Source organism: Achromobacter sp., assembly GCF_049647645.1.
Taxonomy (GTDB): domain Bacteria; phylum Pseudomonadota; class Gammaproteobacteria; order Burkholderiales; family Burkholderiaceae_B; genus Achromobacter.
Genome location: NZ_JBARYB010000235.1, coordinates 1 through 25,532, shown reverse-complemented (window position 1 = coordinate 25,532; position 25,532 = coordinate 1). Strand labels below are relative to the sequence as shown.

General features: G+C 64.8%; 26 protein-coding genes. 14 read left to right on the top strand and 12 right to left on the bottom strand.

Going from position 1 to position 25,532, the window contains the following annotated elements:
* The first annotated feature begins 45 nt into the window (after positions 1-45).
* On the top strand, positions 46-1,410 hold the full coding sequence (locus WBB14_RS27225) for an amidase (RefSeq protein ID WP_424242520.1): 1,365 nt from the start codon (positions 46-48) through the stop codon (positions 1,408-1,410).
* Between the two features lie 40 nt (positions 1,411-1,450).
* On the opposite strand, the gene WBB14_RS27220 is transcribed toward WBB14_RS27225, so the two are convergent.
* Positions 1,451-2,530, bottom strand: coding sequence for a LacI family DNA-binding transcriptional regulator (locus WBB14_RS27220; protein WP_424242519.1), 1,080 nt, complete (start codon positions 2,528-2,530; stop codon positions 1,451-1,453).
* Positions 2,531-2,695: 165 nt separating this feature from the next.
* Between WBB14_RS27220 and hisD the strand changes: the two genes are divergently transcribed.
* The 10 genes from hisD (at position 2,696) to WBB14_RS27170 (ending at position 14,641) form a co-directional block, all read left to right on the top strand.
* A complete protein-coding gene (hisD, locus tag WBB14_RS27215; protein WP_424242518.1) occupies positions 2,696-4,003 on the top strand; it encodes a histidinol dehydrogenase in 1,308 nt (435 codons plus the stop codon).
* 120 nt (positions 4,004-4,123) lie between these two features.
* Positions 4,124-6,370 carry an arylsulfatase gene (locus WBB14_RS27210; protein WP_424242517.1) on the top strand — a complete coding sequence of 749 codons (2,247 nt, stop codon included), beginning with the start codon at positions 4,124-4,126 and terminating at the stop codon, positions 6,368-6,370.
* A gap of 65 nt (positions 6,371-6,435) precedes the next feature.
* Positions 6,436-7,413, top strand: a complete 978-nt coding sequence (locus WBB14_RS27205; protein ID WP_424242516.1) for a Bug family tripartite tricarboxylate transporter substrate binding protein — start codon at positions 6,436-6,438, stop codon at positions 7,411-7,413.
* Between the two features lie 179 nt (positions 7,414-7,592).
* Positions 7,593-8,339, top strand: coding sequence for an IclR family transcriptional regulator (locus tag WBB14_RS27200; protein ID WP_424242532.1), 747 nt, complete (start codon positions 7,593-7,595; stop codon positions 8,337-8,339).
* A 95-nt stretch (positions 8,340-8,434) separates the two neighbouring features.
* The gene (locus WBB14_RS27195) at positions 8,435-9,178 is read left to right on the top strand and encodes a transporter substrate-binding domain-containing protein (RefSeq protein WP_424242515.1); all 744 of its coding nucleotides are present in this window, start codon (positions 8,435-8,437) and stop codon (positions 9,176-9,178) included.
* On the top strand, positions 9,175-9,843 hold the full coding sequence (locus WBB14_RS27190; protein WP_424242514.1) for an amino acid ABC transporter permease: 669 nt from the start codon (positions 9,175-9,177) through the stop codon (positions 9,841-9,843). The genes WBB14_RS27195 and WBB14_RS27190 overlap by 4 nt, the downstream gene beginning before the upstream one ends.
* Positions 9,840-10,649 (top strand): amino acid ABC transporter ATP-binding protein, encoded by an 810-nt coding sequence (locus WBB14_RS27185; RefSeq protein ID WP_424242513.1) that lies wholly within the window; start codon positions 9,840-9,842, stop codon positions 10,647-10,649. The genes WBB14_RS27190 and WBB14_RS27185 overlap by 4 nt, the downstream gene beginning before the upstream one ends.
* Positions 10,646-11,593 carry a formimidoylglutamase gene (gene hutG, locus WBB14_RS27180; protein WP_424242512.1) on the top strand — a complete coding sequence of 316 codons (948 nt, stop codon included), beginning with the start codon at positions 10,646-10,648 and terminating at the stop codon, positions 11,591-11,593. The genes WBB14_RS27185 and hutG overlap by 4 nt, the downstream gene beginning before the upstream one ends.
* A gap of 304 nt (positions 11,594-11,897) precedes the next feature.
* On the top strand, positions 11,898-13,187 hold the full coding sequence (locus WBB14_RS27175; protein ID WP_424242511.1) for a Glu/Leu/Phe/Val family dehydrogenase: 1,290 nt from the start codon (positions 11,898-11,900) through the stop codon (positions 13,185-13,187).
* A 344-nt stretch (positions 13,188-13,531) separates the two neighbouring features.
* Entirely contained in the window at positions 13,532-14,641 is a 1,110-nt protein-coding gene (locus WBB14_RS27170) for a porin (protein WP_424242510.1), read from the top strand.
* A gap of 201 nt (positions 14,642-14,842) precedes the next feature.
* On the opposite strand, the gene WBB14_RS27165 is transcribed toward WBB14_RS27170, so the two are convergent.
* From WBB14_RS27165 to WBB14_RS27140, 6 genes are all read right to left on the bottom strand, one after another.
* On the bottom strand, positions 14,843-15,661 hold the full coding sequence (locus WBB14_RS27165) for an RsiV family protein (protein WP_424242509.1): 819 nt from the start codon (positions 15,659-15,661) through the stop codon (positions 14,843-14,845).
* Positions 15,662-15,694: 33 nt separating this feature from the next.
* Complete coding sequence (locus WBB14_RS27160; RefSeq protein WP_424242508.1) at positions 15,695-16,471, bottom strand: lipoate--protein ligase family protein; 777 nt, start codon at positions 16,469-16,471, stop codon at positions 15,695-15,697.
* Positions 16,468-16,743 carry a lipoate protein ligase C-terminal domain-containing protein gene (locus WBB14_RS27155; RefSeq protein ID WP_424242507.1) on the bottom strand — a complete coding sequence of 92 codons (276 nt, stop codon included), beginning with the start codon at positions 16,741-16,743 and terminating at the stop codon, positions 16,468-16,470. Before WBB14_RS27155 ends, WBB14_RS27160 begins: the two co-directional genes overlap by 4 nt.
* Before the next feature lie 30 nt (positions 16,744-16,773).
* A complete protein-coding gene (locus WBB14_RS27150) occupies positions 16,774-17,238 on the bottom strand; it encodes an N-acetyltransferase family protein (RefSeq protein WP_424242506.1) in 465 nt (154 codons plus the stop codon).
* A 10-nt stretch (positions 17,239-17,248) separates the two neighbouring features.
* A complete protein-coding gene (locus tag WBB14_RS27145) occupies positions 17,249-17,950 on the bottom strand; it encodes a glutathione binding-like protein (protein WP_424242505.1) in 702 nt (233 codons plus the stop codon).
* A gap of 142 nt (positions 17,951-18,092) precedes the next feature.
* Positions 18,093-18,998 carry a DMT family transporter gene (locus WBB14_RS27140; protein ID WP_424242504.1) on the bottom strand — a complete coding sequence of 302 codons (906 nt, stop codon included), beginning with the start codon at positions 18,996-18,998 and terminating at the stop codon, positions 18,093-18,095.
* A 123-nt stretch (positions 18,999-19,121) separates the two neighbouring features.
* On the opposite strand from WBB14_RS27140, the gene WBB14_RS27135 reads away from it, so the two are divergent.
* Positions 19,122-19,589: an Lrp/AsnC family transcriptional regulator gene (locus tag WBB14_RS27135; RefSeq protein WP_013393500.1), complete on the top strand. Its 468-nt coding sequence runs from the start codon at positions 19,122-19,124 to the stop codon at positions 19,587-19,589.
* On the opposite strand, the gene WBB14_RS27130 is transcribed toward WBB14_RS27135, so the two are convergent.
* Complete coding sequence (locus WBB14_RS27130; protein WP_424242503.1) at positions 19,586-19,792, bottom strand: hypothetical protein; 207 nt, start codon at positions 19,790-19,792, stop codon at positions 19,586-19,588. The genes WBB14_RS27135 and WBB14_RS27130 overlap by 4 nt on opposite strands.
* Positions 19,793-20,456: 664 nt before the next feature.
* Between WBB14_RS27130 and WBB14_RS27125 the strand changes: the two genes are divergently transcribed.
* Positions 20,457-21,119, top strand: coding sequence for a hypothetical protein (locus tag WBB14_RS27125; RefSeq protein ID WP_424242502.1), 663 nt, complete (start codon positions 20,457-20,459; stop codon positions 21,117-21,119).
* A 9-nt stretch (positions 21,120-21,128) separates the two neighbouring features.
* Here the strand turns inward: WBB14_RS27125 and WBB14_RS27120 are convergent, their stop codons facing one another.
* Both WBB14_RS27120 and WBB14_RS27115 read right to left on the bottom strand, forming a co-directional pair.
* Positions 21,129-21,620 carry a glutathione peroxidase gene (locus tag WBB14_RS27120; RefSeq protein WP_424242501.1) on the bottom strand — a complete coding sequence of 164 codons (492 nt, stop codon included), beginning with the start codon at positions 21,618-21,620 and terminating at the stop codon, positions 21,129-21,131.
* A gap of 34 nt (positions 21,621-21,654) precedes the next feature.
* Entirely contained in the window at positions 21,655-22,860 is a 1,206-nt protein-coding gene (locus WBB14_RS27115) for an MFS transporter (protein ID WP_424242500.1), read from the bottom strand.
* Between the two features lie 270 nt (positions 22,861-23,130).
* On the opposite strand from WBB14_RS27115, the gene WBB14_RS27110 reads away from it, so the two are divergent.
* Positions 23,131-23,463 (top strand): tetratricopeptide repeat protein, encoded by a 333-nt coding sequence (locus tag WBB14_RS27110; RefSeq protein ID WP_424242499.1) that lies wholly within the window; start codon positions 23,131-23,133, stop codon positions 23,461-23,463.
* A gap of 48 nt (positions 23,464-23,511) precedes the next feature.
* On the opposite strand, the gene WBB14_RS27105 is transcribed toward WBB14_RS27110, so the two are convergent.
* Positions 23,512-24,483 carry a PAS domain-containing protein gene (locus WBB14_RS27105; RefSeq protein ID WP_424242498.1) on the bottom strand — a complete coding sequence of 324 codons (972 nt, stop codon included), beginning with the start codon at positions 24,481-24,483 and terminating at the stop codon, positions 23,512-23,514.
* A 148-nt stretch (positions 24,484-24,631) separates the two neighbouring features.
* Positions 24,632-25,532 (bottom strand): cryptochrome/photolyase family protein (locus WBB14_RS27100; protein WP_424242497.1); only part of this gene is annotated, 901 nt, incomplete at its 5' end.

The window sequence follows — 25,532 nt, the reverse complement described above, 5'->3', positions numbered from 1 at the left end:
GGACGGCAAGTCTACTTTTCCATGATTCTTTGCAGGAGCCGTACTTTGTCTACTTCCTTGCCTACTTCCGAAACCATGGTTTCCCCGGCGTCCGTTGCCCGCCGCCCCGCGCCCGGCGCCATCGCCGCCCTTACCGCCACCCAGGGCCTGGCCGCGCTGGAGCAGGGCAAGCTGACCTGCGAGGCCTGGGCGCGCGCCTGCCTGGACCGCATCGAGGAACGCAACGGCGGCGTCAAGGCCTGGGTCCGGGTGGACGCCGAAGGCGCGCTGGCCCGCGCCCGCGAATGGGACCGCCACGGTCGGCGGCGCGCGCTGGACGGCGTGCCGCTGGGCATCAAGGACACCATCGACACGGCGGCCATGCCTACCGAACTGGGCGACCCCGAGATCTTTCCCGGCCGCCAGCCCGAGGCCGACGCGCCCGTGGTGACGCAGGCGCGTGAACTGGGCTTCAACCTGCTGGGCAAGAACACCGTGTCGCGCCACGCCATCATGCTGCCCGGTCCGGCGCGCAACCCGCACGACCTGAGCCGCACGCCGGCCGCGTCCTCGGCGGGTTCGGCGGCCGCGGTTGCCGACTTCATGGCGCCGCTGTCCATCGGCACGCAGACGGCGGGCTCCATCCTGCGGCCGTCGGCATTCTGCGGGGCGGTGGGCTTCAAGCCCACGCTGGACGCCATCCCTTATGTGGCCATCCGGCGCTATTCGCGGGTATTGGACGTGATCGGACCCATCTCGCGTTCGGTCGACGACGCCGCACTGTTCATGCGCGCCTTCACGGGCGATCCCCGTTACGATCCGGCGTCTTCGCTGCGCAGCGATTTCCGCCTGGGCGTGTGGCGTCCCAAGGACTGGGCGGACACGGAGCCCTGCATGCGCGAGAGCTTCGAAGCCAATCTGCGCGTGCTGTCGGCCGCCGGCGTGAAGGTGACTGAACTGGCCATGCCGCCGGCCTTCGACACCATGGGCGAGGCGCAGGACGTGATCATGGCCTACGACCTGGCGCGCGAATACGCGGCCATCAAGCGCGACCACGCGGCGCTGTGCGATCCGGGCCTGATCGATTACCTGACCATGGGCGAAGGGCTGTCCGCGGCCGATTACGCCGGGGCGCTGGACGCCGCCGACGCCTGCCGCCGCGCCTTCTACGACGCCGCGCGCGAGGTCGACGCCGTGGTCATGCCTTCCACGCTGGGCGAAGCGCCGCTTGCCAGCTCCACCGGCAGCTCGGCTTTCATCCGCATCTGGTCGCTGCTGCACAACCCGTCCATCACCTTGCCCGTGGCGCGCGGCCCCAACGGTCTGCCGCTGGGCTTCCAGATGATCGGTTTCGTGAAGGAAGACGCGCGGCTGCTGTATTGGGCGCGTTGCGCGGAGCGCATCCTCGGGTCCACCGCGCACCTGGCCTGAACCGCCCGGGACGGGCCGGCGCATGGTCCGGCGCGGCCGGTCACCGAGTGTGTACGTTGTTCCCTTGACCTTGAGAAGCAACCGGCGCGCCGAGGCAGGCCGCCGTTGTTTCACGCTGGATCAGGTGGATGGGCAGCACGTCGCGCGATCCTGTCGCGGGTACGGGTCCATTGATGCGATCAAGCAGCCTGCGCGCGGCAGTGCGAGCCATCGTTTCAACTGGCTGCCGGATTGTCGTGAGAGACATCACGTGCGTGCCCGCCAGGGGCATATCGTCGAATCCCAGGACTGACAGCTGTTGTGGCACCGGGATTCCCTTGCGTCTGGCCGCTTCAAGCACCCCCAGCGCCATGGTGTCATTGCCGGCGATGATCGCGGAAACGGGCTGCGGTCCGGATAGCAGGGTCATCGCGCTCGAGTAGCCGCTTTCCATGGAGTACATGCCAAAAATCAGCGGGATGTCCTGGCGGTGAATTCCCTGGTTTTCCAGCCAGCTCAAGGCGCCTTCCGATCTGTCGCGACTGGTTGAAGTATTGCGTTGCCCCATGACCAGCCCGATCCGCCTGTGGCCCAGCTCAAAAAGATGGCGCGCCGCTTCCGCCCCGGCATGAACGTTGTCGATTTCCACGGTATCGACGTTGGACTCATCGACTGAGCGGATGACAAGCACCAGTGGAATGGCTCGGCGCTTCAGTTCCGCGACGATAGGAGAATCCAGCGTTGCGGTCGCCAGGACGAGTCCATCCAGATAGCCATCGACTAGCGGACGCAACTTTTGTAGGCCGTTCGATTCGCTCATCGAATCGATGATGAGGATCATGTGATAGCCGGCCTCGTCGAACGCATCATGCAAATGCGCGATCAAAGACGTGATGAATGGGTTGTGCAGTGCTTCCACCACAACTCCGATGACTTTTGTCGCGGCCTTGCGCAGTTTTCTGCCCTGCATGGGCATGCGATATCCCAGTTGTGCGGCTGCCTCCTGAACGGCATCGCGGGTCGCGGCGCTGATTGCAGGGTGGCCGGACAACGCGCGCGAGACGGTGGACACGGCGACGCCCGCGCGATCCGCAACGTCCTTTAGTTTTTTCTTTTGGGGCGCCGACTCGTTGTCATGCATGGCGGACCTTTTGGTGAGGGTTTTTACCAACTATTTGCACTGCATTTGCATAAAAAGTTGCACCATAATTTATGCAAATTAGTGACGCAAAATATAGCAAGATTTGCATTCAATGCGCAATCGTGAATGCTGGGTATCTGACTTTTCATCAATAGGGAGCAAGCGATGGTTCGGTTTTTGAAGCAAGGACGCACTGAAGAGCAATCGGAATCTGACGCGGCGCAAGTGCAAGGCACGGTCAGCGGCATTCTTGCCGATATCGGCAAGCGAGGCGACGATGCATTGCTCGAGTACTCCCGCAAGTTCGACAAGTGGGCGCCCGAATCATTCAAGCTTTCGGAGGCGCAGATTCAAGAATGCATGGCGCAATTGAGCGCGGGTCAGCTTGACGACATCCGCTTTGCGCAGACGCAGATACGCAACTTCGCCCAACTGCAGAAGGAATCCATGCGCGATGTCGAAGTCGAGACCCTTCCTGGGGTCATCCTCGGGCATAAGAATCTTCCGGTGGAAAGTGTGGCCTGCTATGTGCCGGGGGGCAAGTTTCCGCTGGTTGCGTCGGCGCATATGGGCGTGGTCACGGCAAAGGTAGCGGGCGTGCCCCGCGTGGTCGCTTCGTCGCCGGTGGTAAACGGCAAGCCATCGGCGGCCGTGGTCGCGGCAATGCATCTGGCCGGAGCGGACGAGATCTATACCCTGGGTGGCGTGCAGGCCATCGGCGCCTTCGCCATCGGGACGGCAAGCATTCGTCCGACCACCATGGTCATCGGCCCCGGCAACGCGTTCGTGGCCGAAGCCAAACGACAGCTCTTCGGGCGGATCGGGATCGACCTGCTGGCGGGTCCGACGGAAACCCTGGTCATCGCTGATGACTCGGTCGATGCCGAACTGTGCGCCACCGATCTGCTTGGCCAGGCTGAACACGGCTACAACACGCCCGCGATCCTGATCACCAACTCGGAAACGCTGGCTCGCGAGACCATGCAGGAAGTCGAACGCCTGCTGAAGATCTTGCCCACTGCGAACACGGCAGGCGTGTCGTGGCGCGACTACGGCCAGGTCATTGTGTGCGACAGCTACGAGGAGATGGTGGAGCAGGCCGACCTTATCGCCAGCGAGCACGTCCAGGTCATGACGCGGGATCCCGATTACTTCTTGAACAACATGCGGAACTACGGCGCTCTTTTCCTGGGGGCGCGTACCAACGTCGCATACGGTGACAAGGTGATAGGCACGAATCACACCTTGCCCACGGGCAGGGCTGCCCGCTACACCGGGGGCTTGTGGGTGGGAAAGTTCATCAAGACCTGCACTTATCAGAAGGTTTTGACGGATGAGGCTTCTGCCTTGGTCGGCCGCTATTGCTCCAGGCTGTGCGGCATCGAAGGCATGGTAGGCCACGGCGAACAGGCGAACATCCGCATCCGCCGCTACGGCAACACCGAGGTGCCCTACGCCGGGGTGGCCTCGTGACCGGATGATCGGTTCTCGCTGGCGCGAGATTGCGCCGCGGGGACAGGTGCGGCTGGAAGGTTCCAGCCGCGTTCAATGGAATGTGATCGAGACGACTCGACGACTTGGCAAGGGATGGCAATGGAAAAACCCGAAGGATTCAAAGGCGAAATAGGCCGCACGTATCGGGACTCGACGCCCTGGTGGCCGGAGCAGGTCCGCGTGCCCAAGGATGCGCCCAATATCGTATTCATCGTGCTCGACGATGTGGGTTTTGCCGACCTGGGATGCTATGGGTCCGAGATCGCGACGCCGCGCATGGACCGGCTGGCGGCGAAGGGCGCGCACTATTCGAACTTTCACGTGACTTCGATGTGCTCACCGACACGGGCCTGCCTGTTGACGGGTCGCAACGCGCATGCGGCAGGGGTGGGCATCATTGCCGAATGGTCCAGCGGCTATCCAGGGTACGCGGGCCAAGTCGGAAAAAATGCGGCCACCGTTCCCGAAGTGCTGGGCTTGCATGGCTATTCCAGCTACGCCGTCGGGAAGTGGCATTTGACCAATATCGCCGATTACGGCGCGGCGGGCCCGCACGATAACTGGCCCATAGGCAAGGGCTTTAACCGCTGGTACGGATTTCACGGCGCGCTGACGGATCAATGGAATCCTGAGCTATGCCAGGACAACCGTCCCATCCAGCTCGAGAAGACGGACGACTATCACCTGAGCACGGATCTCGTTGACCACGCGATTACCGACATCAAGGATCACATCAGTTCTGCCCGGGGACGGCCATTCTTCCAGTACTTGGCGTTCGGGGCCTGCCATTGGCCTCATCACGTACCCCAGGAGTACATCGACCGCCACAAGGGCAAATATGACGGCGGCTGGGATGTCATTCGCGCCCAAAGGCACCAGAAGCAATTGGAGCTGGGCGTCGTGCCGCCCGGAACGGCGCTTGCGCCACTCAATCCCGGGGTCCGTCCATGGACGGAATTTCCGGCGGACGAGCGCAAGCTATTGGCGCGCCTTCAAGAAACCTATGCGGGTTTCCTGGAGCACACCGACGATCAGATAGGCAGGCTCGTCGATCACCTGGAAGCCATTGGCCAATTGGACAATACGTTGATCGTATTGCTGTCCGACAACGGCGCCAGCCCTGAGGGCGGCCCGACCGGGGCGATCAACTTGCGCAAGCACATGGTCTACGAGACGGAATCGCCGCAGGTCGGCATCGCGCATCTGGACAAGATCGGCAGTGAGCTGGCCTACAACCATTACCCCACCGGTTGGGCGCAAGTCTCCAATACTCCGTTGAAGTGGTACAAGAAAAACGTGCATGGGGGCGGAGTCCGCGCGCCGTTGATCATCCATTGGCCGGGCCATATTGCCGATCCGGGGGTCTTGAGGCATCAATATCATCACGTCATCGACATTGCGCCCACGCTCTACGAAATCATGAACATCGAGGCGCCCCAGCAATACAAGGGCGTGCCGCAATTGCCGGTGCACGGCGTCAGCATGAATTACACGCTCGCCGATGTGGGGGCGCCGACCAAGAAAGACTCCCAGATTTTCGAGCTGCTCGGAGACCGTGCCATCTGGCATCAAGGTTGGAAGGCAGTTTCACGGCACCCGAAGGGACGTGACTTTGACCTGGACCAATGGGAGCTTTACCACTTGTCGGAAGATTTCTCCGAGGCTTCCGATCTGGCCAAACAGTATCCGGCGAAGCTTGAAGAACTGGTGGCCCGATGGTGGCAGGAGGCGGGCCGCTATGGCGTGCTGCCTTTGGATGACAGGGATTGGGAACGGGCGGCCGAGCGGCTCAAGATGAATCAGACCTTGCGCTATGAATTCCATAGCAATATGGCCCGGGTGGACAGGATGCAATCCCCCGACATTACGGATCGCAGCTATGCCATTGAAGCGCGCTTCAGCGTGGGCGACGAACCGCCGCGCGGCGTGCTGTTGGCCTGGGGCAGCCATTTTGGCGGCTTCGTGATTTACCTGAAGGACGGGCGGCTTTGCTATGAGTACGTGTACTCCGAGTCGCTGACGCATCGTATCGAGAGTCCATACCAGCCCCCGCCTGGCAATGCCAACGTCCAGCTTCATTTCACGCGGAGCGGAAAGAACGCCGGGCGAGCGGTACTGCTGGCGGATGGCAAGGAATTGGGCGGCGTCGATATACCCAAGACCTGGCCGACACACGGCACGACCGCGGGGCTGAACTGCGGACAGGATGCCGGCGCTCCCGTGAGCTTTTCCTACCAGAAGCCGTTCCGGTTCAACGGGAACGGACTGAAAGTGACGGTGAGTCTTGCGACGGACAGCGAAAGCGAGGCTGGGGCGGCATATGCCGCCGCCCTGAAAGAGCAATAAGGCGTTCGGGATATGCCGTCGTCGGCGGCGCGTGGGACAGTCCTTTTACAAGAACAGGAAACGTTATGTGGAAAGCACTTTTACGCTCGCTCGGGCTGGCGTGCAGCCTTGCCGCTGCATGGCCGTCTGCGCATGCCGAGGCCGTCTACCCGGCCAAACCCATCCGTCTGGTGGTGGCGTTTTCGCCGGGCGGTTCAGCGGATATCCTGGCGCGCCTGCTGGCGGAGAGAATGGCGGAGAACCTGGGAAAGCCGGTCATCGTCGAAAACAAGGCAGGGGCCAGCGGCAATATCGGCGGTGACTATGTGGCGCGAGCCGCGCCGGACGGCTACACCTTGTTGCTGGCTTCGGCGGGGCCGACAGTCATCAACCCCAGCCTGTACTCCAATATGTCCTACAAGCCGGCAACGGACCTTGCGCCCGTTTCGCTATTGGTCAAGGACTACAACCTGATGGTGATCAACGCGTCGATCCCGGCAAGAAACCTGAAGGAATTCATTGCCTACGCGAAGTCCCATCCTGGAAAACTGAGTTTCGGCTCGCCTGGTACAGGTACGCCGGCGCATCTGGCGGGCGAGCTCCTCAATCAACAGGGGGGAATCGAATTGCTGCATGTGCCCTACAAGGGTACCGGCCCGGCCATCACAGACCTGCTGGCAGGCCACATCACCATGATGATCGACAACATGCCGCCCTTGTTGCCCTATGTGCAGTCGGGAAAGCTGCGGGCCTTGGCAGTGGCTAGCGAAGCGCGGGCAGAATCCATGCCGGATGTGCCCACCGCCAAGGAAGCCGGACTGGACAACTATGTGGTTACCGCATGGAAGGGCTTGATGGTGCCCGCCGGCACGCCCGGGCCGGTAGTCGAGCGGCTGCATGAGGCGGTGACGCAGGCGTTGGCGAATCCGGAAATGAAAAAGCGCCTGGTGGAGCTTGGCGCGGAACCCGTTGGAGGCAGCCCTGCCCAATTCGCAGAGCAAATTCGCAACGATACGCAGTGGTGGGCGGCGCTGATCAAGTCGACAGGCACAAAGCTGGATTAGGCCTGGGGCATTGCGTTCGCCATCGCGGCGAGTCGGTGAGGTTTTTTGGGGGGGGGGCGTACCGACGTCCCCCCCCAATTCATTTTCCGGGTTTTCCCCAGTAATTCTCAAAATTTGGGAATAAAAAATAAGAAAAGAACCAAAAGTTGATAATCTGCGCTCCGTTAGCTTGGAGCCAAATCTTGAAAGCGGATCACTCAGTCGGGGCAGGCGCGGATCGCGTGCTGTATGTGCTGGCCACCCTGGCCAGGCATGACGGCCCCCTCAGCATCGCCGCTTTGGCCGAACAGACCGGCCTGGCGCAAAGCACCCTGTACCGGCAGGTGGCGCTGCTCAAGCGCTGGGGCTTCGTCGCCGAGCACGACGGCGAATACGGCCCCGGCCCGCTGTGCGTGCAACTGGCCTGGGGCTTTGACCAGTCCTCGTTCCTGATCCATGAGGCGCAGCCCGACATGGCCGCGCTGGCCGCCGCCTCCGGCGAAACCATCGGCCTGCTGGTGGCGGTCAAGGACCAGGCGGTGTGCCTGGACATGATCGAAAGCCAGCATCCGCTGCGCTGTTCCTTCACCAAGGGGCGCGGCCTGCCGCTGGCGCGCGGCGCCTCCGCCAAGTCGCTGCTGGCCTTCATGCCGCTGGCCCGGCTGCAGGCCGCGCTGGCCTATCTGGCGGCCGAGGCCGGCGTGGATGCCGGTCGTCTCGGACACGAGCTGGAAACCATCCGCGCCCAGGGCTACGCCATGACCGACAGCGAGGTCGACGCGGGTGTCTGGGGCGTGAGCGTGCCGATCTTTCAACGCGCCAATCAGGCCGTGGCCTCGATCACGCTGATGGCGCCTTCGACCCGGGCCGCCCAGCGGCCCGAGGCATTGACCGAAATGACCGTGGCCGCGGCCCGGCGCATCTCGGCGAAGTTGCAGGCCCACTAAGCCTGCGCCTCGCGGCAATCGACCTTTTTTCCTTTTTTCCTCGCCGTATCCGTACACCTCCGACCGCCGTATCCACTTTCCATAGAGGACCCACCATGACCACTCGCCGCACACTGCTGACCGCCGCCCTGACGCTGGGCCTCGCCTGGAGCGCCGGTCCGGCGTTCGCCCAGGAAACCATCCGCGCCGTGACCGACGCGACTTTCCCGCCGATGGAGTTCGTCAAGGACGGCAAGCGCACCGGCTTCGACATCGAACTGGTGGAAGCCCTGGCCGGCGCCATGGGCAAGAAGGTTGAATGGATCGACATCGACTTCAAGGGCCTGATTCCTGCCCTGCAAGCCGGTCGCGCGGACATCGCCGTGTCCGCCATCTACATCACGCCCGAGCGCGCCAAGGTCGTGGACTTCACCGACCCGTACTACGCGGGCGGCCTGGTCGTCATGACCAAGAAGGACGGCCCGGTCAAGACGCTGAAGGACCTGGACGGCCGCAAGGTGTCGGTACAGGTCGGCACCAAGTCGGTCAACTACCTGAAGGAACACTACCCGTCGGTGCAGCGCGTGGAAGTCGAGAAGAACCAGGAGATGTTCAACCTGGTGCAGATCGGCCGCGCCGAAGCCGCGGTGACGGGCAAGCCCGCCGCCAAGCTGTTCGCCCAGAGCACCACCGACCTGACCGTGCTGAACGACCAGATCACCACCGAGGACTACGGCATCGCCGTGCCCAAGAACAAGCCTGAGCTGACCCGTGAACTGAATGCCGCGTTGCAGAAGCTGAAGGCCGACGGCAGCTACCAGGCCATCGTCAACAAGTGGTTCGAGGCTCCCGCGAAATGAACCTGGATTTTTCTCCCGTCTTTGCCGACTTCGGCGCGCTGGTCAATGGCGCCGTGGTCACCGTCGAGGTGACCGCGGGCGCCTTGCTGCTGGCCTGCGTCATCGGCCTGCTGGTGGGCGTGGGGCGCCTCAACCCGAAGCGCTACGTCGTCTACAACCTGTGCAGCGTCTATCTGCTGCTGTTCCGCGGCACGCCGCTGCTGGTGCAGCTGTTCATCTGGTTCTTCGGCCTGCCGCATTTCGGCATCACCTTGCCGGCGTTCGCCTGCGGCGTGCTGGGCCTGGGCATGTATTCCGGCGCCTACGTGTCGGAAATCGTGCGCGGCGCGATCCAGTCGGTGGACCGCGGCCAGACCGAGGCGGCGCGCTCGCTCGGCATGTCGTCCGGCCAGGCCATGCGCATCATCGTGCTGCCGCAGGCGGTGGTGCGCATGATCCCGCCGCTGGGCAATGAATTCATCGCGCTGATCAAGAACTCGGCCCTGGTGTCGCTCTTGACGATCCACGATCTGATGCATGAAGGCCAGAAGATCATCAGCGTGTCCTATCGCTCGCTGGAAACCTATCTGGTGGTGGCGCTGATTTATCTGATCCTGACCACCGCCACCATGCTGGTGCTGCGCAAGGTTGAACACCGCCTGCGCGCGGGGGGGATGGTGCAATGAACTCCGCAATGAACTCCGTCAAGACCCGGGCCGAGGCACCGCAAGAAATGATCCGCATCCGCGGCCTGCGCAAGTCCTACGGCGACCACGAGGTCCTGAGCGGTATCGACTTCGACGTGCTGCCGTCCCAGGTGGTGGTGGTGATCGGGCCCAGCGGCTCGGGCAAAAGCACCTTGCTGCGCTGCTGCAATGGCCTGGAGGTGGCGCAAGCCGGCACCATCGACATCTGCGGCCAGACCCTGCTGGACCACGGCAAGCTGCTGCCTGAAGCCGAACTCAACCAGTTGCGCATGCAGGTGGGCATGGTGTTCCAGGGCTTCAACCTGTTTCCGCACCTGTCGGTGCTGGACAACGTCACGGTCGGTCCGCGCAAGCTGCGCGGCATGGGCCGCGAGGAAGCCCACGCGCTGGCTGCGGATCTGCTGGACAAGGTCGGCCTGGGCCAGAAGATGTCGGCCATGCCCGCCAGCCTGTCGGGCGGGCAGAAGCAGCGCGTGGCCATCGCCCGCGCCCTGGCCATGCAGCCCAAGGTCATGCTGTTCGACGAGCCGACTTCGGCGCTGGATCCGGAGCTGGTGGGCGAAGTGCTGCAGGTCATGAAGCTGCTGGCCAAGGAAGGAATGACCATGATGGTGGTCACCCACGAAATGGGCTTTGCCCGCGACGTGGCCGACATGGTGGCGGTGATGGATGGCGGCGTGATCCTGGAATCCGGTTCGCCCGACGTGATCTTCACCCAGCCGCGCGAGCCGCGCACCCGTGAATTCCTGCAGGCCGTGCTGAACGCCGGGCAGGGGGCTGCATGAGCGCTGCGCAATTCGACAAAAGCCTGTGGAAGGCCCGCGACGACAGCGCCGAACAAGGCGATACGCGCCGCCTGGCGCATATCGTCGAAGCGGCCGCCGGCCAGGCCCGCAAGGGCGAGGCGGTGCTGCTGGGCTTTGCCTGCGACGCCGGCGTGGCCCGCAACCAGGGCCGCATCGGCGCAGCCGAAGGCCCGTCGGCCATCCGCAAGTTCCTGGCGGGCTTGCCGGCGCATGGCCTTGCGCGCCTGCTGGACGCCGGCGACGTGGCCTGCGAGGGCGACCAGCTGGAGTCTGCCCAGGAACAGCTCGGCCTGCGCGTGGCGGAACTGTTGGAGCAGGGCGCCCGGCCGCTGGTGCTGGGCGGCGGCCATGAGATCGCCTGGGGCAGTTTCCAGGGCCTGGCGCGCTGGCTGGATGCCCGCGGCGACACGGAGCCCGTGCTGGTGCTGAACCTGGACGCGCACTTCGACCTGCGCACCGGGCGGCCCGGCAGTTCCGGCACGCCGTTCGACCAGATTTCGCGGTACTGCGAGGAACGCGGCCGGGCCTTGCAATACGCCTGCCTGGGCGTTTCACGGTTGGCCAACACGCCGGCGCTGTACGCGCGCGCCGCCGAAGTCGGCGCCATCTGGGTCGAGGACCGCGACATGCAGGAGCGCCATCTTGCTGCGCGCCTGGCCAACGTCGACGCCTTGCTGGCGCGGGCGCGGCACGTCTACCTGACCATAGACCTGGACGTGCTGCCGGCGGGGGTCATGCCGGGAGTGTCGGCGCCGGCGCCCTATGGGGTACCGCTGACGGTGATCGAGGAAATCGTGCTGCGGGTCAAGGCCAGCGGCAAGCTGCGCCTGGCCGACATGGCCGAATTCAACCCGCGTTTCGACCAGGACGGTCATGGCGCGCGGGCGGCGGCGCGGTTGGCTTGGCAGTTGCTGAACGACTGAACGTACCGGATGCGGCATCCAGCGGGATGCGGCATGGCGGGACCCGACGGGACGTTTTCCTTAGCTGGAAGCCGTCCCGTTTTTCATCCTCCTCACGGCTGGTCGCGAGCGCACCCGCTCATGGCTGGCAGGCTGGACGCTGGCGGTTTCGCGGCTTAGGATAAGGGCAGCATCAGGCGCGGGTTTGTGACCCGTTCGGTCGCCACAGCATTTATGCGTCCCTATTTAAAATATTTTTGTTTTAAATGGGGACGTCATAACTTTCGTGGATAAAATGGCGCAACTTAGTCAGGAGAGCATGCTCATGTCTCAAACTCCCACCCACGCCTTGCCGTCTTATCTGAATGCCGATGACCTCGGCCCCTGGGGTAATTACCTGCAACAAGTCGATCGGGTCACCCCGTATCTCGGCTCTCTGGCGCGGTGGGTTGAAACCCTGAAGCGCCCCAAGCGCTCCCTGATCGTCGATGTGCCGATCGAACTCGACAACGGCAGCATCGCCCACTTCGAAGGCTACCGCGTCCAGCACAACACCTCGCGCGGCCCGGGCAAGGGCGGCGTGCGCTTCCACCAGGACGTCACGCTGTCCGAGGTGATGGCGCTGGCGGCCTGGATGTCGATCAAGAACGCCGCAGTGAACCTGCCCTACGGCGGTGCCAAGGGCGGCGTGCGGGTTGACCCGCGCAAGCTGTCCGCTTCCGAACTCGAGCGCATGACGCGCCGCTACACCTCGGAAATCGGTGTCATCATCGGACCCTCCAAGGACATCCCGGCGCCTGACGTGAACACCAACGCCCAGACCATGGCCTGGATGATGGACACGTACTCCATGAACGAAGGCGCCACCGCCACCGGCGTGGTCACCGGCAAGCCGATCGCGCTGGGCGGCAGCCTGGGCCGCGTCGAGGCCACCGGCCGCGGCGTGTTCGTGGTGGGCTGCGAAGCCGCGCGCGACCTGAACATCGACGTGTCCAAGGCGCGCGTGGTGGTGCAGGGCTTCGGCAACGTGGGCGGCACCGCCGCCCGCCTGTTCCATGAAGCCGGCGCCAAGGTCATCGCCGCGCAGGACCACACCGGCACCGTCCACAACGCCGAAGGGCTGGACGTGCACAAGCTGCTGTCCTACGTGTCGCAGCATGGCGGCGTGGGCGGCTTCTCCGGCGGCCAGGCCATGGACAAGAACGAGTTCTGGACGCTGGAAACCGAATTCCTGATCCCGGCCGCCCTGGAAAGCCAGATCACCGCCGCCAACGCCGCCAAGGTGCGCGCGAAGATCGTGGTGGAAGGCGCCAACGGCCCGACCACGCCTGAAGCGGACGACATCCTGGCCGAACACGGCGTCTATGTGGTGCCGGACGTGCTGGCCAACGCCGGCGGCGTGACGGTCAGCTACTTCGAATGGGTGCAGGACTTCTCCAGCTTCTTCTGGAGCGAGGACGAAATCAACCAGCGCCTGGAGCGCCTCATGCGCGAAGCCTACGCGGCGGTGTCGCAAGTGGCCAAGGAGCACAAGGTCACGCTGCGCACGGCAGCGTTCATCGTCGCTTGCACGCGCATCCTGCAAGCGCGCCAGGTGCGCGGCCTGTATCCGTGATACCCGATACGGCGGGGCGTTCCCGGACGCCGCGCCGAGGAGGGCAGTGAGACAAAAAAGGAAATCGCCCCGCAAGGGGCGATTTCCATTTGCGCGCCCGCCTGTGCATCGCGCATGAATAGCACATCGGCGTTGCATGCTTGCGCCCGCAGCGTCAATCCGCGCCGGTGTCGGCCAGGCGCCACAGCAAACCCTTTTTTTGCGGCCTAGGGAATCTCCCAGCTTGCGTTACGAGAACTGACACATTGCGTCCCTAGAATTCGTTCCTGCCATGCGCCGAGCGCGCCGCACGCGATGCGTGCCAGCCCGGATGCGCATGTCTGTTCAATCAATGGGAATTTGCAATGAAAAAGACTTTGTTCGTCACCGCGATGCTGGCCGCGTTCGGCGCAACCGCGCAAGCGGAAACCTCGGTGACGCTGTATGGCTTGATCGACACCGGTATTGGCTACCAGCGCATCAAGGGCGATGGCTACCACGAGTCCAAGGTGGGCATGGTCAACGGCGTGTCCAGCGGTTCGCGCTGGGGTCTGCGCGGCGCCGAGGACCTGGGCGACGGCCTGAGCGCCGTGTTCACGCTGGAAAGCGGCTTCAACTCGGCCAGCGGCGTGTCGGGCCAGAGCAGCCGCCTGTTCGGCCGCCAAGCCACCATCGGTCTGAAGAGCACCTCGTGGGGTCTGCTGGAACTGGGCCGCCAGACCAACATCGCCTCGAAGTACTTCGCCGCGATCGATCCGTTCGGCGGCAGCTACGGCCAGGCCAACATCGGCGTGGCGTTCAGCGCCGCCAACACGGTCCGCTACGACAACATGGTGCAGTACTCGACGCCGTCGTTCAGCGGCGTGCAGTTCGGCATCGGCTACTCGTTCAATGCCGCCGACACGACCGCCGCGCAAACCGGCTTCAAGACCGCCGACAACACCCGCGCCATCACGGCCGGCCTGCGTTATGTCAGCGGCCCGGTGAACGTGGCGCTGACCTATGACCAGCTGAACCCCGCGAACCAGATGAACTCCGACGCCACGCCCAAGTCGTGGATGATCGGCGGTTCGTATGACTTCGAAGTGCTGAAACTGGCGCTGGCCTACGGCCAGACCCGCGACGGCTGGTTCACCGGCCAGGGCGCCAATGCCTTCGGCAGCGGCAGCCCCGAAGCCAAGGGCTTCGGCACCAACGTGGCGGCGTCGGGATTCAAGGCCAATTCGTACCTGGTCGGCCTGAGCGTGCCGATCGGCGGCGCCAGCAACATCCTGGCTTCGTGGCAGCGCGCCGATGCGGACAGCACCAAGCTGACCGGCGACGACGCCACCATGAACATCTACAGCCTGGGCTACACCTACAACCTGTCCAAGCGCACCAATCTGTACGCCTTGGGCTCGTATGCCACCAACTTCGCGTTCACCGACGGCGTGAAGAGCACCGTGGCCATGGTGGGCGTGCGTCACCGCTTCTAAGACGCCGGCGCGCAGGGGCGGCGCGTCAGCGTCGCCCTGCCGCCGCGGTTGCACTGAGCGGACTGGGCGTCTTACCCGGCCACAGACGCGAAAAAAGCGGCCACCTCCCTAGCTCCATCCTCAGTCCGCTCAACCGAACCCCGGTTTGATGCCGTACGGAACGCCCGCGCAGAGCGCGGGCGTTGCCGCGTGCAGCCTAGCTCATGAAGCAGGCAGCAGCTCAGGCTTCAGGATCCCGCGCAGTTCCGCATACGGAATGTTCAGCTCGGGTTCGCCATGCGAGTATGGCGCGATGGAATAGGCGTCGTACTTGACCACGATGCCGTCGCGCGTCAACGCATAGTTGTCGCTTTCCTGGAACGGCCACATCTTGTTGTAGGCCGCCGGATCGCGGCGCGCATCGGGATTGCTGGCCAGCCACTTGGCATGCGCCTGCCGCAGCGCGGCAACGTACTGCGGATGGCGTCCGGGTATCAGGGCTTCTTCCAGGCTCATTACGCGGCCGTGGCTGCGTTGCCAGTTCAGGTACTGGGTGGCGGGGATGCCGTGCGCGGCGCCGGTCAGGAACTGCTCGGTATGCAGTTCGACCGCCACGATGTCACCCACCGTATCCTTCACGCTGGCCTTGAAATAGGTGGCGTCGCGCGCGCGCGCCACCGACCAGAAGTACTGCGTGTACTGGGACAGCGTGTCGTAGGGGCCGCGGCGGTTGGCGTCGGTGCCGGTCATGTAGGCCAGCACGTGGTCCACCAGCGCGGTGAGCTTGGGGATGCCCGGGAACGCGACGCTGTCGATTTCGATGCGCGGGCAATCACCCTCGCAGCCGGGCTTGCTGGATGCCCACTTGATGCGTTCGGTGGACAGGTCGCCGACTTTTTCCGGCGTGGACGCCCTGGCCGGAGCCTGCGTGGCCAGTGTGATGTCGGCGGGCGGCGTGCTGCCGCAGCCGGCCAGCGCCAGGACGGCTGCACCCAGGACCAAACCGCTTATCGCGCCTTGCGGCGTGAATGTGCGACGCATTGAAACTACCTCCAGAAAATCGGGGCGGGGCGCTCAGGGCACCACGCCGGTCCACTCGGACGTGGAGAACTTCTCGGCCGCCTGCGCTCGCGCGCGCGCCAGGGTGTCGCTGCCTACCTGCCCGGGGGTAAGACGGTGCAGGCCGGCAAAAGTTTCCACCATGCGGTCGATGATGACTTCCCGCGCCAGCCCGGTCTGGGTGCGCAAGGGGTCGACGCGTTTCTTTGCGCTGGTGGTGCCTTTGTCGGACAGCTTTTCGCGTCCGATGCGCAGGACCTCGACCATTTTATCCGCGTCGATGTCGTAGGACATGGTGACGTGATGCAGGACGGCGCCGCCGCGGCGGGCTTGCGCCGCTCCGCCGATCTTGCCGATGTCGGAGGCGATGTCGTTGAGCGGCTGGTACCAGGCCTTGATGCCCAGGCCCTGCAAGGCGGTCAAGACCCAGGCGTCCAGGAATGCGTAGGACTCCTGGAAGCTCATGCCGTGCACCAGCGCCTGAGGGGCGCTGAGCGAATAGGTGATGGAGTTGCCGGGCTCGATGAACATGGCGCCGCCGCCGCTGACGCGGCGCACGACTTCGATGCCGTGGCGGCGCGCGCCTTCGGGATCGACTTCGTTCTTCAGGGATTGGAAGCGGCCGATCACGACGGCGGGCGCGGACCACTCCCAGATACGCAGGGTGGGCGGGCGCTGGCCGGCGCCGACTTCGTCGGTGATGACGGCGTCCAGCGCCATGTGCAGCGCCGGCTCCTGCGGTCCTTCATGGATCAGTTGCCAGTCGTAGTCGTTCCAGTCGGTGCGCGTCATGCCAACGCCCTCCGCAGCACCACGGCGATGGCCTCGGCCGAGAAGCCGAACATTTCGGCATCGGCGGGCAGCGCCGATTGCACGGCCAGCGCCAGTTCCAGTTCGCCGGCGTCGGCCGGCAGGCCGTTCAGGCCGTGGTTGATGGCGTCCAGGGCCTCGGGCGGCTCAAGAAAAAAATCGCCGCTGATGCGCACGTCGGCCAGTCGGCCATCGCGCACTTCCAGATCCGCGACGACCAGTTTGCCGCCGGGGACTTTGTATTCGCCATGCATGGGCGCTCCTTGCTGTATCAGCACCAAAAACTACAGGCTGAGCTTCATGCCGTCGTGGCTGGCCTTGAAGCCCAGGCTTTCATAGAACCTGCGCGCATCGGGCCGGGCGCGGTCGGTGGTCAGTTGCACCAGGCCACAACCCTGGATGCGGCATTGCTCGATCGCCCACTCGAACATCTTGCGTCCGAGGCCGGCGCCGCGCGACGACGAAGCGATGCGTACGCTTTCGATCTGTCCGCGCCACTGGCCCAGCCGCGACAGGCCGGGTATGAACGATAACTGCAAACAGCCGACCAGGTTCGGACCCTGTTCGACCACGGCCAGGAATTGATTGGAGTCCTGGCCGATTGCGGCAAAGGCGGCAGCATAGCGCGGGTCCAGCGGCAGCGCGGGATTCTCGCGCGTGGCGCCGAGTTCGTCGTCGGCCAGCAGGGCGACGATGGCCGGCAGATCTCCCAGTCGCGCGCGGCGGAAAACCAGTTGCGGGTCGGGCATGGCGGCTCCTTCAGCGCGCGACGTTCTGGGCGGTCTGGCCGAACAGGATGCGGCGCGATTCCTCGTCGCCGACGGACGGCGCCGTATTGATGGTGTCGGCCAGGGCATAGGCGCGTTGCGTGGCGGGGCGCGCCGCGATGGCGTCAAACCAGCGTTTGAGGTGCGGGAAGTCGTTCAGGTCCTGGCCCTGCTTGGCGTGCGGCACGATCCAGGGATAGGCCGCCATGTCCGCGATGGAATAGTCGCCGGCGACGAACTCGCGGTCCGCCAGGCGCTTGTTGAGCACGCCATACAGGCGGTTGGTTTCCTTGACGTAGCGTTCGATGGCGTAGGCGATGCGCTCCTGCGCGTAGCCCGAGAAATGGTGGTTCTGGCCGGCCATGGGGCCCAGGCCGCCCATTTGCCAGAAGAGCCACTGCGACACTTCGGCGCGGCCGCGCAGGTCGGCGGGCAGGAAGCGGCCGGTTTTCTCGGCGAGATACAGCAGGATGGCGCCCGACTCGAACAAGGAAATCGGCGCGCCGCCGTCGGCCGGGGCTTGGTCGACGATGGCGGGAATGCGGTTGTTCGGCGCGATGGCCAGGAACTCGGGCTTGAATTGATCGCCGCGGCCGATGTTCACCGGATGGATCTTGTAGGGCAGGCCGGTTTCTTCGAGGAACAGCGTGATCTTGTGGCCGTTGGGGGTGGTCCAGTAGTAGAGATCGATCATGGGATGTCCTGTGCGTTGCACCGGCGGCGGCCGGCGCAGGGAAAAGCCATGATAGCGGGGCTTGGTTTGCGCCGGCCCCAATAACCGGGGGGCGGGTACGGATTTGTCCCCCTGGGTTGCCAGTGCGATCCGCCGGCGGATTTCAGGCCGCGCCGGCGCGCGGCCGGCCCGGCAGGCGCCAGGTCCAGTTCAGGCTGACGCCCGCCGCCGCAACGAAGATCATGGCCACGCCGGCGATCTGCGTGGCGTCCATGCGATGCCCGTAGACCACGAAGTCCAGCAGGATGGCGACGGCAGGATAGATGAAGCTCAGTGCGGCGGTGGAGGTGGTCGGCAGCTTCTGGATGGCCGAGTACATGAGGATGTACATCAGGCAGGTGTGGATCAGCCCCAGTGCGACCAGGTAGCCCCATTGCAGCGGCGCGGCGGGCAGGGCATTGAAGTCCGCCATGGGCAGCAGCATCACGGCGCCCAGCGTCACCTGCACCAGCGCCAGCACCTGCGGCGGAATGTGCTTGAGCCGCTTGACGATGATGGCGGTGACGCCATAGAGCGCCGCCGCGCCCAGGCCCAGCATCAGCCCCGACAGATAGGCGCGGCCGTCCGCGCCGCCGGCTTCGGACAGGCGCAGCACCAGCATCAGGCCGGCAAAGGCCAGCACTGACCACGCCAGCTTGCCGCGTGTGGGCCGCTCGCCCAGGAACAGCACGCCCAGGCCGATCAGGAAGAAGGGCTGCACGTTGTAGACCGCGGTGGCCAGCGAAATGGACGCCAGCCGGTAGGCGGAAAACAGCAGCACCCAGTTCAACACCAGCGCGGCGCCGGCGGCCAGGGCCAGCGCCAGCGTCCTGGCGGTGAACAGGCCGGGCTTGAGCAGGCCGCGCGCCCAGCAATACAGAAACAGTGACAGGGCGCCGAACACGCAGCGGAAGAAAACCACGTTCCAGGCGCTCTGGCCCGACTCCAGCACGAAGACGCCCAGGGTGCCGGACAAAGTCATCGCGGCGGCCATCTGGGCCAAGCCCACGCGTTCTGATGAGGGGTTCATGAGGGTTCTCCAGGGGCCTCGCGGCCACGATGTTCGATGGAGAAATTATCCCAGGCGGATCAAGCCGGTTATATGATGTTGATGTGGTGAATCGATTCCGAAACCTTTGTTTAGGTGGAATTTATGCAAAACGACCTAAAAAGTGAAAACCCGGTACTGGATGGTATCGATCGCCGCCTGGTCGAGACGCTGACGGCCAATGCACGCACCACCACGGCCGACCTGGCGCGCCAGGTCGGGATGTCCGCGCCCAGCGTGGCGGACCGCCTGCGCAGGCTGGAAGAGTCGGGCGTAATCCGCGCCTACACGCTGGACGTGGATCCGGTGGCGCTGGGCTACACGCTGGAGGCCATCGTCCGCATCCGCCCCTTGCCCGGGCAACTGCGCCACGTGGAAGGCCTGATCCAGCAGATTCCGGAATTCGTGGAATGCGACAAGGTGACGGGCGACGATTGCTTCATCGCCCGCGTGGTGCTGCGCTCGATCTCGCACTTGGACGGCATCCTGGAACGCGTGACCGAGTTCGCGGAAACCAATACCGCCATCGTCAAGGCGCACACGGTGCGCCGCCGGCTACCGCCGCTGCGCTAGTCGCCCCAGCCTGGCTTGCCGCTGATCTGTGGCAAGCCAGCCGTCATGCATCCCGCGACGGGCTGCGCCACGGGCTCGATTTCGCGCTTCGCAGCGCTGGAGGCGACCGCTGGCAAGTCGATCCGGTCTGAAACTTCCATACTTGAAATAGCTTTCGCGTCGGACGCCGCTGATAGATCGAAGACCGGCAGCTCCTGCATCATTGGTGATTTGGGCGTCGCGAGGTCGCACGATGCAGGATAAGCCCGCCACACTTGACTTCGAACCCTCTTTTGTCTGGGATGCAGCCCCGCCGCTGTCCCCCGCGCTTTTCGAATTTCTGCCGCCAGGCGTGCCTGAAGGAGCGACCCCGGTTCATGATGAGGTCTCGGAGGCAATCATTGGGTAGCAGGCAGGCTTCGGCGGCGTATTTCGAACCTACGATCTTTCTGGGCAACTGCAATCCATTGATGAGTGGCCCCTAGAGGCGCCGCTACTAGACCCGCTGGATGCCGTTTTTCTCGTAGGAACGGTCTGGAAGCTAGGTTCAAGGCTGGTTCGAGGCGCCGTTCTGGCACGGGCAGGGGTAACGATCAGCCCAACGGCTTTGATGGCCTTGAGGGTAAAGTTCTATGCGTTGGCTAAAAAAGACCTGCGTTTCATGGCTGCGCCGCTAGGTCACATGAAGGATCCAGATCGATTTGTTCCCGTGCACATACTCCGACTGGCGATTCTGCATGGAAGACGCGCGTCCGATCCGCGTGGCAAAGTAGGGTATTTCATGTATCGGACAAACATCAAAGTTCGGGGCAAGCCCTATCAGCTTGAGGTCTTGCTTCACGAACGCGGCTACAGCATCGCGCACTTCATGTACGCAGGAATAAAAAAATGACTGCCGTCACTGTCATCCCCCGGCCCGCGATTTCTCCGGCTAGAGTGGAGATCCTCTGGGACGCGGACGTTCAGAACCTTTATTGCACGATCGAATATCCGGAAAGAGACCGCTCGAAGCACGAATCGACGGCGCTGCGCGACATGCTGGACGCACAATGGCCGCTCCCGCAGCCGCGCCGGATGATATTCGGCGGCCATTTGTCGATGGGCCTTGACGCGGAGGAGCGTCTCAGCAACTTGGATATCCTCACTAACGCCACTGATTGGATTCTTCACCCATTGGCTCCGGTGTCCGCGGATTTCATGCAGCCCTATATCCAGGTGGCATTCGAAGAGCATGGCGATGCCGAATGTGCGCCGATTGAGGAGGTTTTATATGACGCCGATCAGGGCATTTTTTGCCTGAGTTGGGGGGAGGCTCAGCGTTGGTGCAACGTCGCTCCAACGCTAGCGCTAGGGTTGGCAGCAGATGGCTCTCTAATGAAAATCCAATTGAGTGATTTTCGGTTTTCGGAGCCGAAGTGCCGAGCGGAAAGCGCATGGGAACGGTTGAAGCGCAAACTCAGACCGCCCGCCGGCCGATTTCGCGCAGCGCGAGGGACATTCCGATCGAGTCGCGAAGCGAGGCATGCCGCGGACGCGGCTTCCCCGCCGTGAGACTCCTCGCTAGACCGGCGCGGACAGCGCTTTTTCGATGTCGTCCCTGATGCCGGTCGGGGTGTCGGTGGGCGCGTAGCGCTTGATGACCTGGCCGTCGCGGCCCACCAGGAACTTGGTGAAGTTCCATTTGATGCCCTCGGTCCCGAACACGCCCGGCTTTTCGCCCTTGAGCCAGCGGTACAGCGGGTGGGCGTCGTCGCCGTTGACGTTGATCTTGGCGTAGAGCGGGAAGGTGATGTCGTACTGCGTGCTGCAGAAATTGCGGATCTCGGCTTCGTCGCCGGGCTCCTGGTGGCCGAATTGGTCGCAGGGAAAGCCCAGCACGGTGAAGCCGTCGTCGTGGAACGAGCGGTACAGCTCTTCCAGGCCGGCGTACTGTGGGGTGAAGCCGCATTTGGAGGCCACGTTGACCACCAGCAGCACGCGGCCGCGATAGGTGTCCAGGGACTGTTCCGTGCCGTCGATGGTGCGGGCGGAGAAATCGTAGAGGGTGCTCATGCGGGCTCCTTGAGGCCTGTCGACAGGCCTCGGGTCAGGCGTCCGAACGCGAGGGCGTCAGCGCGCCGGCTTGTTGTCCAGCGAGTGTAGCCCCGGCGCCGCGGCCGTAGTAGCGCGTGCCCCACAAAGTCAGCAGCAGCACGGCGGCGGCGATGCCGGCCGACATCCAGGGCAGGTCCGTCAGCGGCAGGCCATGGCCCAGCGCCACGCTGCCCAGCCAGGCGCCGCCCGCATTGCCCAGGTTGAACGCGCCCTGGTTCAGCGTCGACGCCAGGTTGGGCGCGTCGGCCGCCTGGTCCACGATCAGCGTCTGCAGTAGCGGCACCACGGCAAAACCCAGCACGCCCCAGATGAAGGTCATGATCAGCATGGGCGCCAAGGCGTGGATGGCCTGGCTCAGCGCCAGGAACACCAGCAGCAGGCCGAGGAAGATGCGGCGCAGCGACACTTCCAGGTTGCGGTCGCCGAGCTTGCCGCCCAGGGTGCTGCCCACGGTCAGCGCCACCCCGAAGAGCAGCAAGACGCCGGTCACGCCGCGCTCGGACACGCCGGTCACGTCGCGCAGGAGCGGCGCGATGTAGGTCAGCACACAGAACAGCGAGGCGGAGGCCAGCACGCTGGCAGCCAGCGGCCAGACCACGCGCACGTCGCGCAACACCCTGAATTCGCGCAGGATGTTGCCGGGCTGCATGGGGATGCGCGACGGCAGCCAGGCGGCCAGCGCGGCCACGGCGGCGAGGCCGATGCCGCTGACTACCCAGAAGGTCGAGCGCCATCCGGCCACCTGGCCTAGCGCGGTGCCCAGCGGCACGCCCAGCACGTTGGCCAGCGTCAGTCCGGTGAACATCAGCGCGATGGCGCTGGCGCGCTGGTTGCGCGGCACCAGGTCCGCCGCCACCACGGCGCCCAGGCCGAAGAAGGCGCCATGGCAGAACGCGGTGAACACGCGGGCGGCCATCAGCAGCCCGTAGTTTGGCGCCAGCGCGCACAGCAGATTGCCCAGCACGAAGGTGCTGGCAAGCCCGATCAGCGTGGCCTTGCGCGGCAGCCTGGCGGTGATGATGGCCATGATGGGCGCGCCGATCACCACGCCCATGGCGTAACCAGTGATCAGCAGGCCCGCGACGTCGATGCTGACCTGCAGGTCAGCGGCGACGTTGGGCAGCAGGCCCATGATGACGAACTCGCTGGTGCCGATGCCGAAAGCGGCAGCGGCCAACGCGATGAGGTGCAGGGGCATGGCAGAGGGGGCCGGGACATGAAGGAATGCTCCGGCAGCAAAGAAAAGGCAAGGGCGGAATTCTAGGCCAGCCTCGCGCGGGCGCTTGCGGATGGCCCTATTCTGAATAAGGGTATACCCGGGGTACGGAACGGCGTCGCTGCAAGTCCGGCGCCGGCCGCTTCGCCGCCAAGCGCTTGCGCCGCGCGGGGCCATTGCCCGGGTTCGCGAGCCGCCGTCCTATCATGTGGCATCGGATCGAAATGCGCGCGCCTGTAGGAGAGATTGGCCATGGAAGGAATGATCGAACGCCTGGAAGCGATGCTGGCCAAGGGCACGGACAACATGCTGCTGCGTTTTTCCTTGGGCAAGGCCTACGCGGAGCAGGATTGCTTCGCCGACGCCGAACCCCATCTGCGCGCGGCGCTGGCGTTCGATCCTGCCTATTCGGTGGCCTGGAAATGGCTGGGCAAGGCCTGCCTCGGGCAGGGCGACAAGAGCGGCGCGCGCGCCGCCTGGGAATCGGGCCTGCAGGCCGCGCAGGCGCGCGGCGATCAACAGGTGGTGAAGGAACTGCAGGTCTTCATCAAGCGCCTGGACAAGGAGGCCGCGGCCGGCAGCTAGAGCGCACGGCGCGGAAAACCCTGCGCGGGGGCCTTTGCAGCAAGAGGCTTAGGTGGCTTGACGTCCGGGCAGCGCTTGGGTGCGCGCAAGCCGGAATACCTCGATGGCATGGCGCAGGTCTTCGGTCCCGGTTGGCTGCACGCCGCGCTCTGGCGCCGCGCCAGGCGCATCCGCAATGCCGCTGTGCACATCGCGGGCCAGGCCGACCAGGTTCCTGCGCGTGGCCTCCAGCGAAAACCGCAGCGCGCTGGTTTCATCATCGGGATTGCCGGGCGCCAGCGGCGTGCCCAGATTGCCGGCAGCGATCTGCCGCGTGAAGTCGGTGGCGGTGGCTAACAAGCCCGAAAGCGTGCGGGCGTAGGCCCAGCCCGATGCGAAGATCAGGCTGGCGCCACCGGCCAGCACGGCGGCCGCCAGGGCCAATTGCTCGCCGTTCAGGTCGGCCGCCATGCCGTGCAGCGCGAAGCCGCCTGCGGCCAGGAACAACGCGGACGACAGCCCCGCCCAGGCCAGCATGCGAGTGCGTATGCCGGCCGCCGGCCAGTCACGCAGGCGCGCCAGCAGGCCTCCCGGAAGGATCCGCCCCGCGTTCAGCCGCAAGCCGCCGGTGATGCCGGTGCGCAGGCGCCGGTAGGCGCTTGCGGCGGTCTCGATCTGGGCGCGCGTCGGTTTGACGCGCACGCAGGCATAGCAGACGGTCACGCCGCGCTCCATCACCGGGGTGATGCTGGCCAGCGACCAATAGTGGCCGCCATGCTTGCGCCGGTTCTTGATCACGCCCGTCCAGGACTTGCCGCGCTGTATGGTGCGCCACAGGTCGTCGTAGGCGGCCAGCGGCATGTCGGGATGGCGCATGGTGTCGTGGCCCTTGCCGATCAGGTCCGCTTGCGTGTAGCCGCTGACCTCCAGGAACGCGGGATTGGCATAGATGATGCGGCCGCGCGCGTCGGTGCGCGTGATGAGGCACTGCTCGTCGTGCAGCGTGTATTCCTGGTCGTGGATCTGCGGATGGTCGCGCATGCTGTGTCGTCCTGCGATCGGCGGTGGCGGGGAGTCGCAGACCGATCATCCGGGACGCCGACGGAAACGGCGTTGACCTAGGTCAAGCGCGGCCGTTGCCGCGCGCAGCCGAGGCAGGCCCCAGGCAGGGCGCCCCAGGCGGGGCGCCTCAGGCGGAGGGCAGTCCGCCGAACGCTTCCAGCGCGCGCAGCCGGCTCTGGGCCAGATCGACGATGGGCAGCGGATAGCCAGCCTCCGCGCGTTCCATCGGGCTGGGATCGTGAATGGCGCGGCCGTCCAGATGCGCCAATTCCGGCAGCCATTCGCGCAGGAACACGCCGTCAGGATCGAATTTTCGCGATTGCGACAGCGGATTGAAGATGCGGAAGTAGGGCACGGCGTCCGCGCCCGTGGATGCGCTCCATTGCCAGCCGCCGTTGTTGGCGGCGAGGTCGCCGTCTACCAGTTGCGCCATGAACCAGGCTTCGCCCAGCCGCCAGTCGATCAGCAGGTTCTTGGACAGGAACATGGCTGTCACCATGCGCAAGCGGTTATGCATCCAGCCCAGCGCCAGCAACTGCCGCATCGCCGCGTCCACGATAGGGATGCCGGTCTGGCCTTGCTGCCAGGCATGCAGGTCATCCGGCGCGTCGCGCCAGGGCACGGCGGCGGTCTCCGGTTTCATGGGCTGGTGCATGGACAGCGTGGGGTGGGCGGCCAGCAGATGCTGGTAGAACTCGCGCCACAGCAGCTCGTTGATCCAGGTGGCCGCGCCACGCTTGCCGCCGTCCACCTCGCCGTGATTGGCGGCCAGCGCCGCGCGCAGGGCCTGGCCCGGCGACAGCACGCCCGCTGCCAGATAGGGCGACAGGCAACTGGTGGCGGGCAGCGAGGGGAAGTCGCGTTCCTCCTGGTAGGCATCGATGACGCCATCGGCAAAGGCTTCGAGCCGCTCGCTGGCGGCGTCCTCACCGGCGGGCCACAGCGCGCGCACGGGGGCGGCGGACGCCTCGAAACCCTCGAAAGCCGCGGGCAGCGGGTCCGCCGGCCACGGCGGCGGGGTCTGGGTG

Excerpts from the sequence above, each read along its gene's own strand:
- WBB14_RS27165 (WP_424242509.1), bottom strand. The coding sequence starts at position 15,661 with ATGCGTCGCACATTCACGCCGCAAGGCGCGATAAGCGGTTTGGTCCTG.
- WBB14_RS27170 (WP_424242510.1), top strand. The coding sequence starts at position 13,532 with ATGAAAAAGACTTTGTTCGTCACCGCGATGCTGGCCGCGTTCGGCGCA.
- WBB14_RS27120 (WP_424242501.1), bottom strand. The coding sequence starts at position 21,620 with ATGAGCACCCTCTACGATTTCTCCGCCCGCACCATCGACGGCACGGAA.
- WBB14_RS27210 (WP_424242517.1), top strand. The coding sequence starts at position 4,124 with ATGGAAAAACCCGAAGGATTCAAAGGCGAAATAGGCCGCACGTATCGG.
- WBB14_RS27160 (WP_424242508.1), bottom strand. The coding sequence starts at position 16,471 with ATGACGCGCACCGACTGGAACGACTACGACTGGCAACTGATCCATGAA.
- WBB14_RS27115 (WP_424242500.1), bottom strand. The coding sequence starts at position 22,860 with ATGCCCCTGCACCTCATCGCGTTGGCCGCTGCCGCTTTCGGCATCGGC.
- WBB14_RS27175 (WP_424242511.1), top strand. The coding sequence starts at position 11,898 with ATGTCTCAAACTCCCACCCACGCCTTGCCGTCTTATCTGAATGCCGAT.
- WBB14_RS27105 (WP_424242498.1), bottom strand. The coding sequence starts at position 24,483 with ATGCGCGACCATCCGCAGATCCACGACCAGGAATACACGCTGCACGAC.
- WBB14_RS27125 (WP_424242502.1), top strand. The coding sequence starts at position 20,457 with ATGACTGCCGTCACTGTCATCCCCCGGCCCGCGATTTCTCCGGCTAGA.
- WBB14_RS27205 (WP_424242516.1), top strand. The coding sequence starts at position 6,436 with ATGTGGAAAGCACTTTTACGCTCGCTCGGGCTGGCGTGCAGCCTTGCC.
- WBB14_RS27110 (WP_424242499.1), top strand. The coding sequence starts at position 23,131 with ATGGAAGGAATGATCGAACGCCTGGAAGCGATGCTGGCCAAGGGCACG.
- WBB14_RS27190 (WP_424242514.1), top strand. The coding sequence starts at position 9,175 with ATGAACCTGGATTTTTCTCCCGTCTTTGCCGACTTCGGCGCGCTGGTC.
- hutG (WP_424242512.1), top strand. The coding sequence starts at position 10,646 with ATGAGCGCTGCGCAATTCGACAAAAGCCTGTGGAAGGCCCGCGACGAC.
- WBB14_RS27195 (WP_424242515.1), top strand. The coding sequence starts at position 8,435 with ATGACCACTCGCCGCACACTGCTGACCGCCGCCCTGACGCTGGGCCTC.
- hisD (WP_424242518.1), top strand. The coding sequence starts at position 2,696 with ATGGTTCGGTTTTTGAAGCAAGGACGCACTGAAGAGCAATCGGAATCT.
- WBB14_RS27150 (WP_424242506.1), bottom strand. The coding sequence starts at position 17,238 with ATGCCCGACCCGCAACTGGTTTTCCGCCGCGCGCGACTGGGAGATCTG.
- WBB14_RS27130 (WP_424242503.1), bottom strand. The coding sequence starts at position 19,792 with ATGATGCAGGAGCTGCCGGTCTTCGATCTATCAGCGGCGTCCGACGCG.
- WBB14_RS27155 (WP_424242507.1), bottom strand. The coding sequence starts at position 16,743 with ATGCATGGCGAATACAAAGTCCCCGGCGGCAAACTGGTCGTCGCGGAT.
- WBB14_RS27140 (WP_424242504.1), bottom strand. The coding sequence starts at position 18,998 with ATGAACCCCTCATCAGAACGCGTGGGCTTGGCCCAGATGGCCGCCGCG.
- WBB14_RS27185 (WP_424242513.1), top strand. The coding sequence starts at position 9,840 with ATGAACTCCGCAATGAACTCCGTCAAGACCCGGGCCGAGGCACCGCAA.
- WBB14_RS27145 (WP_424242505.1), bottom strand. The coding sequence starts at position 17,950 with ATGATCGATCTCTACTACTGGACCACCCCCAACGGCCACAAGATCACG.
- WBB14_RS27220 (WP_424242519.1), bottom strand. The coding sequence starts at position 2,530 with ATGCATGACAACGAGTCGGCGCCCCAAAAGAAAAAACTAAAGGACGTT.
- WBB14_RS27135 (WP_013393500.1), top strand. The coding sequence starts at position 19,122 with ATGCAAAACGACCTAAAAAGTGAAAACCCGGTACTGGATGGTATCGAT.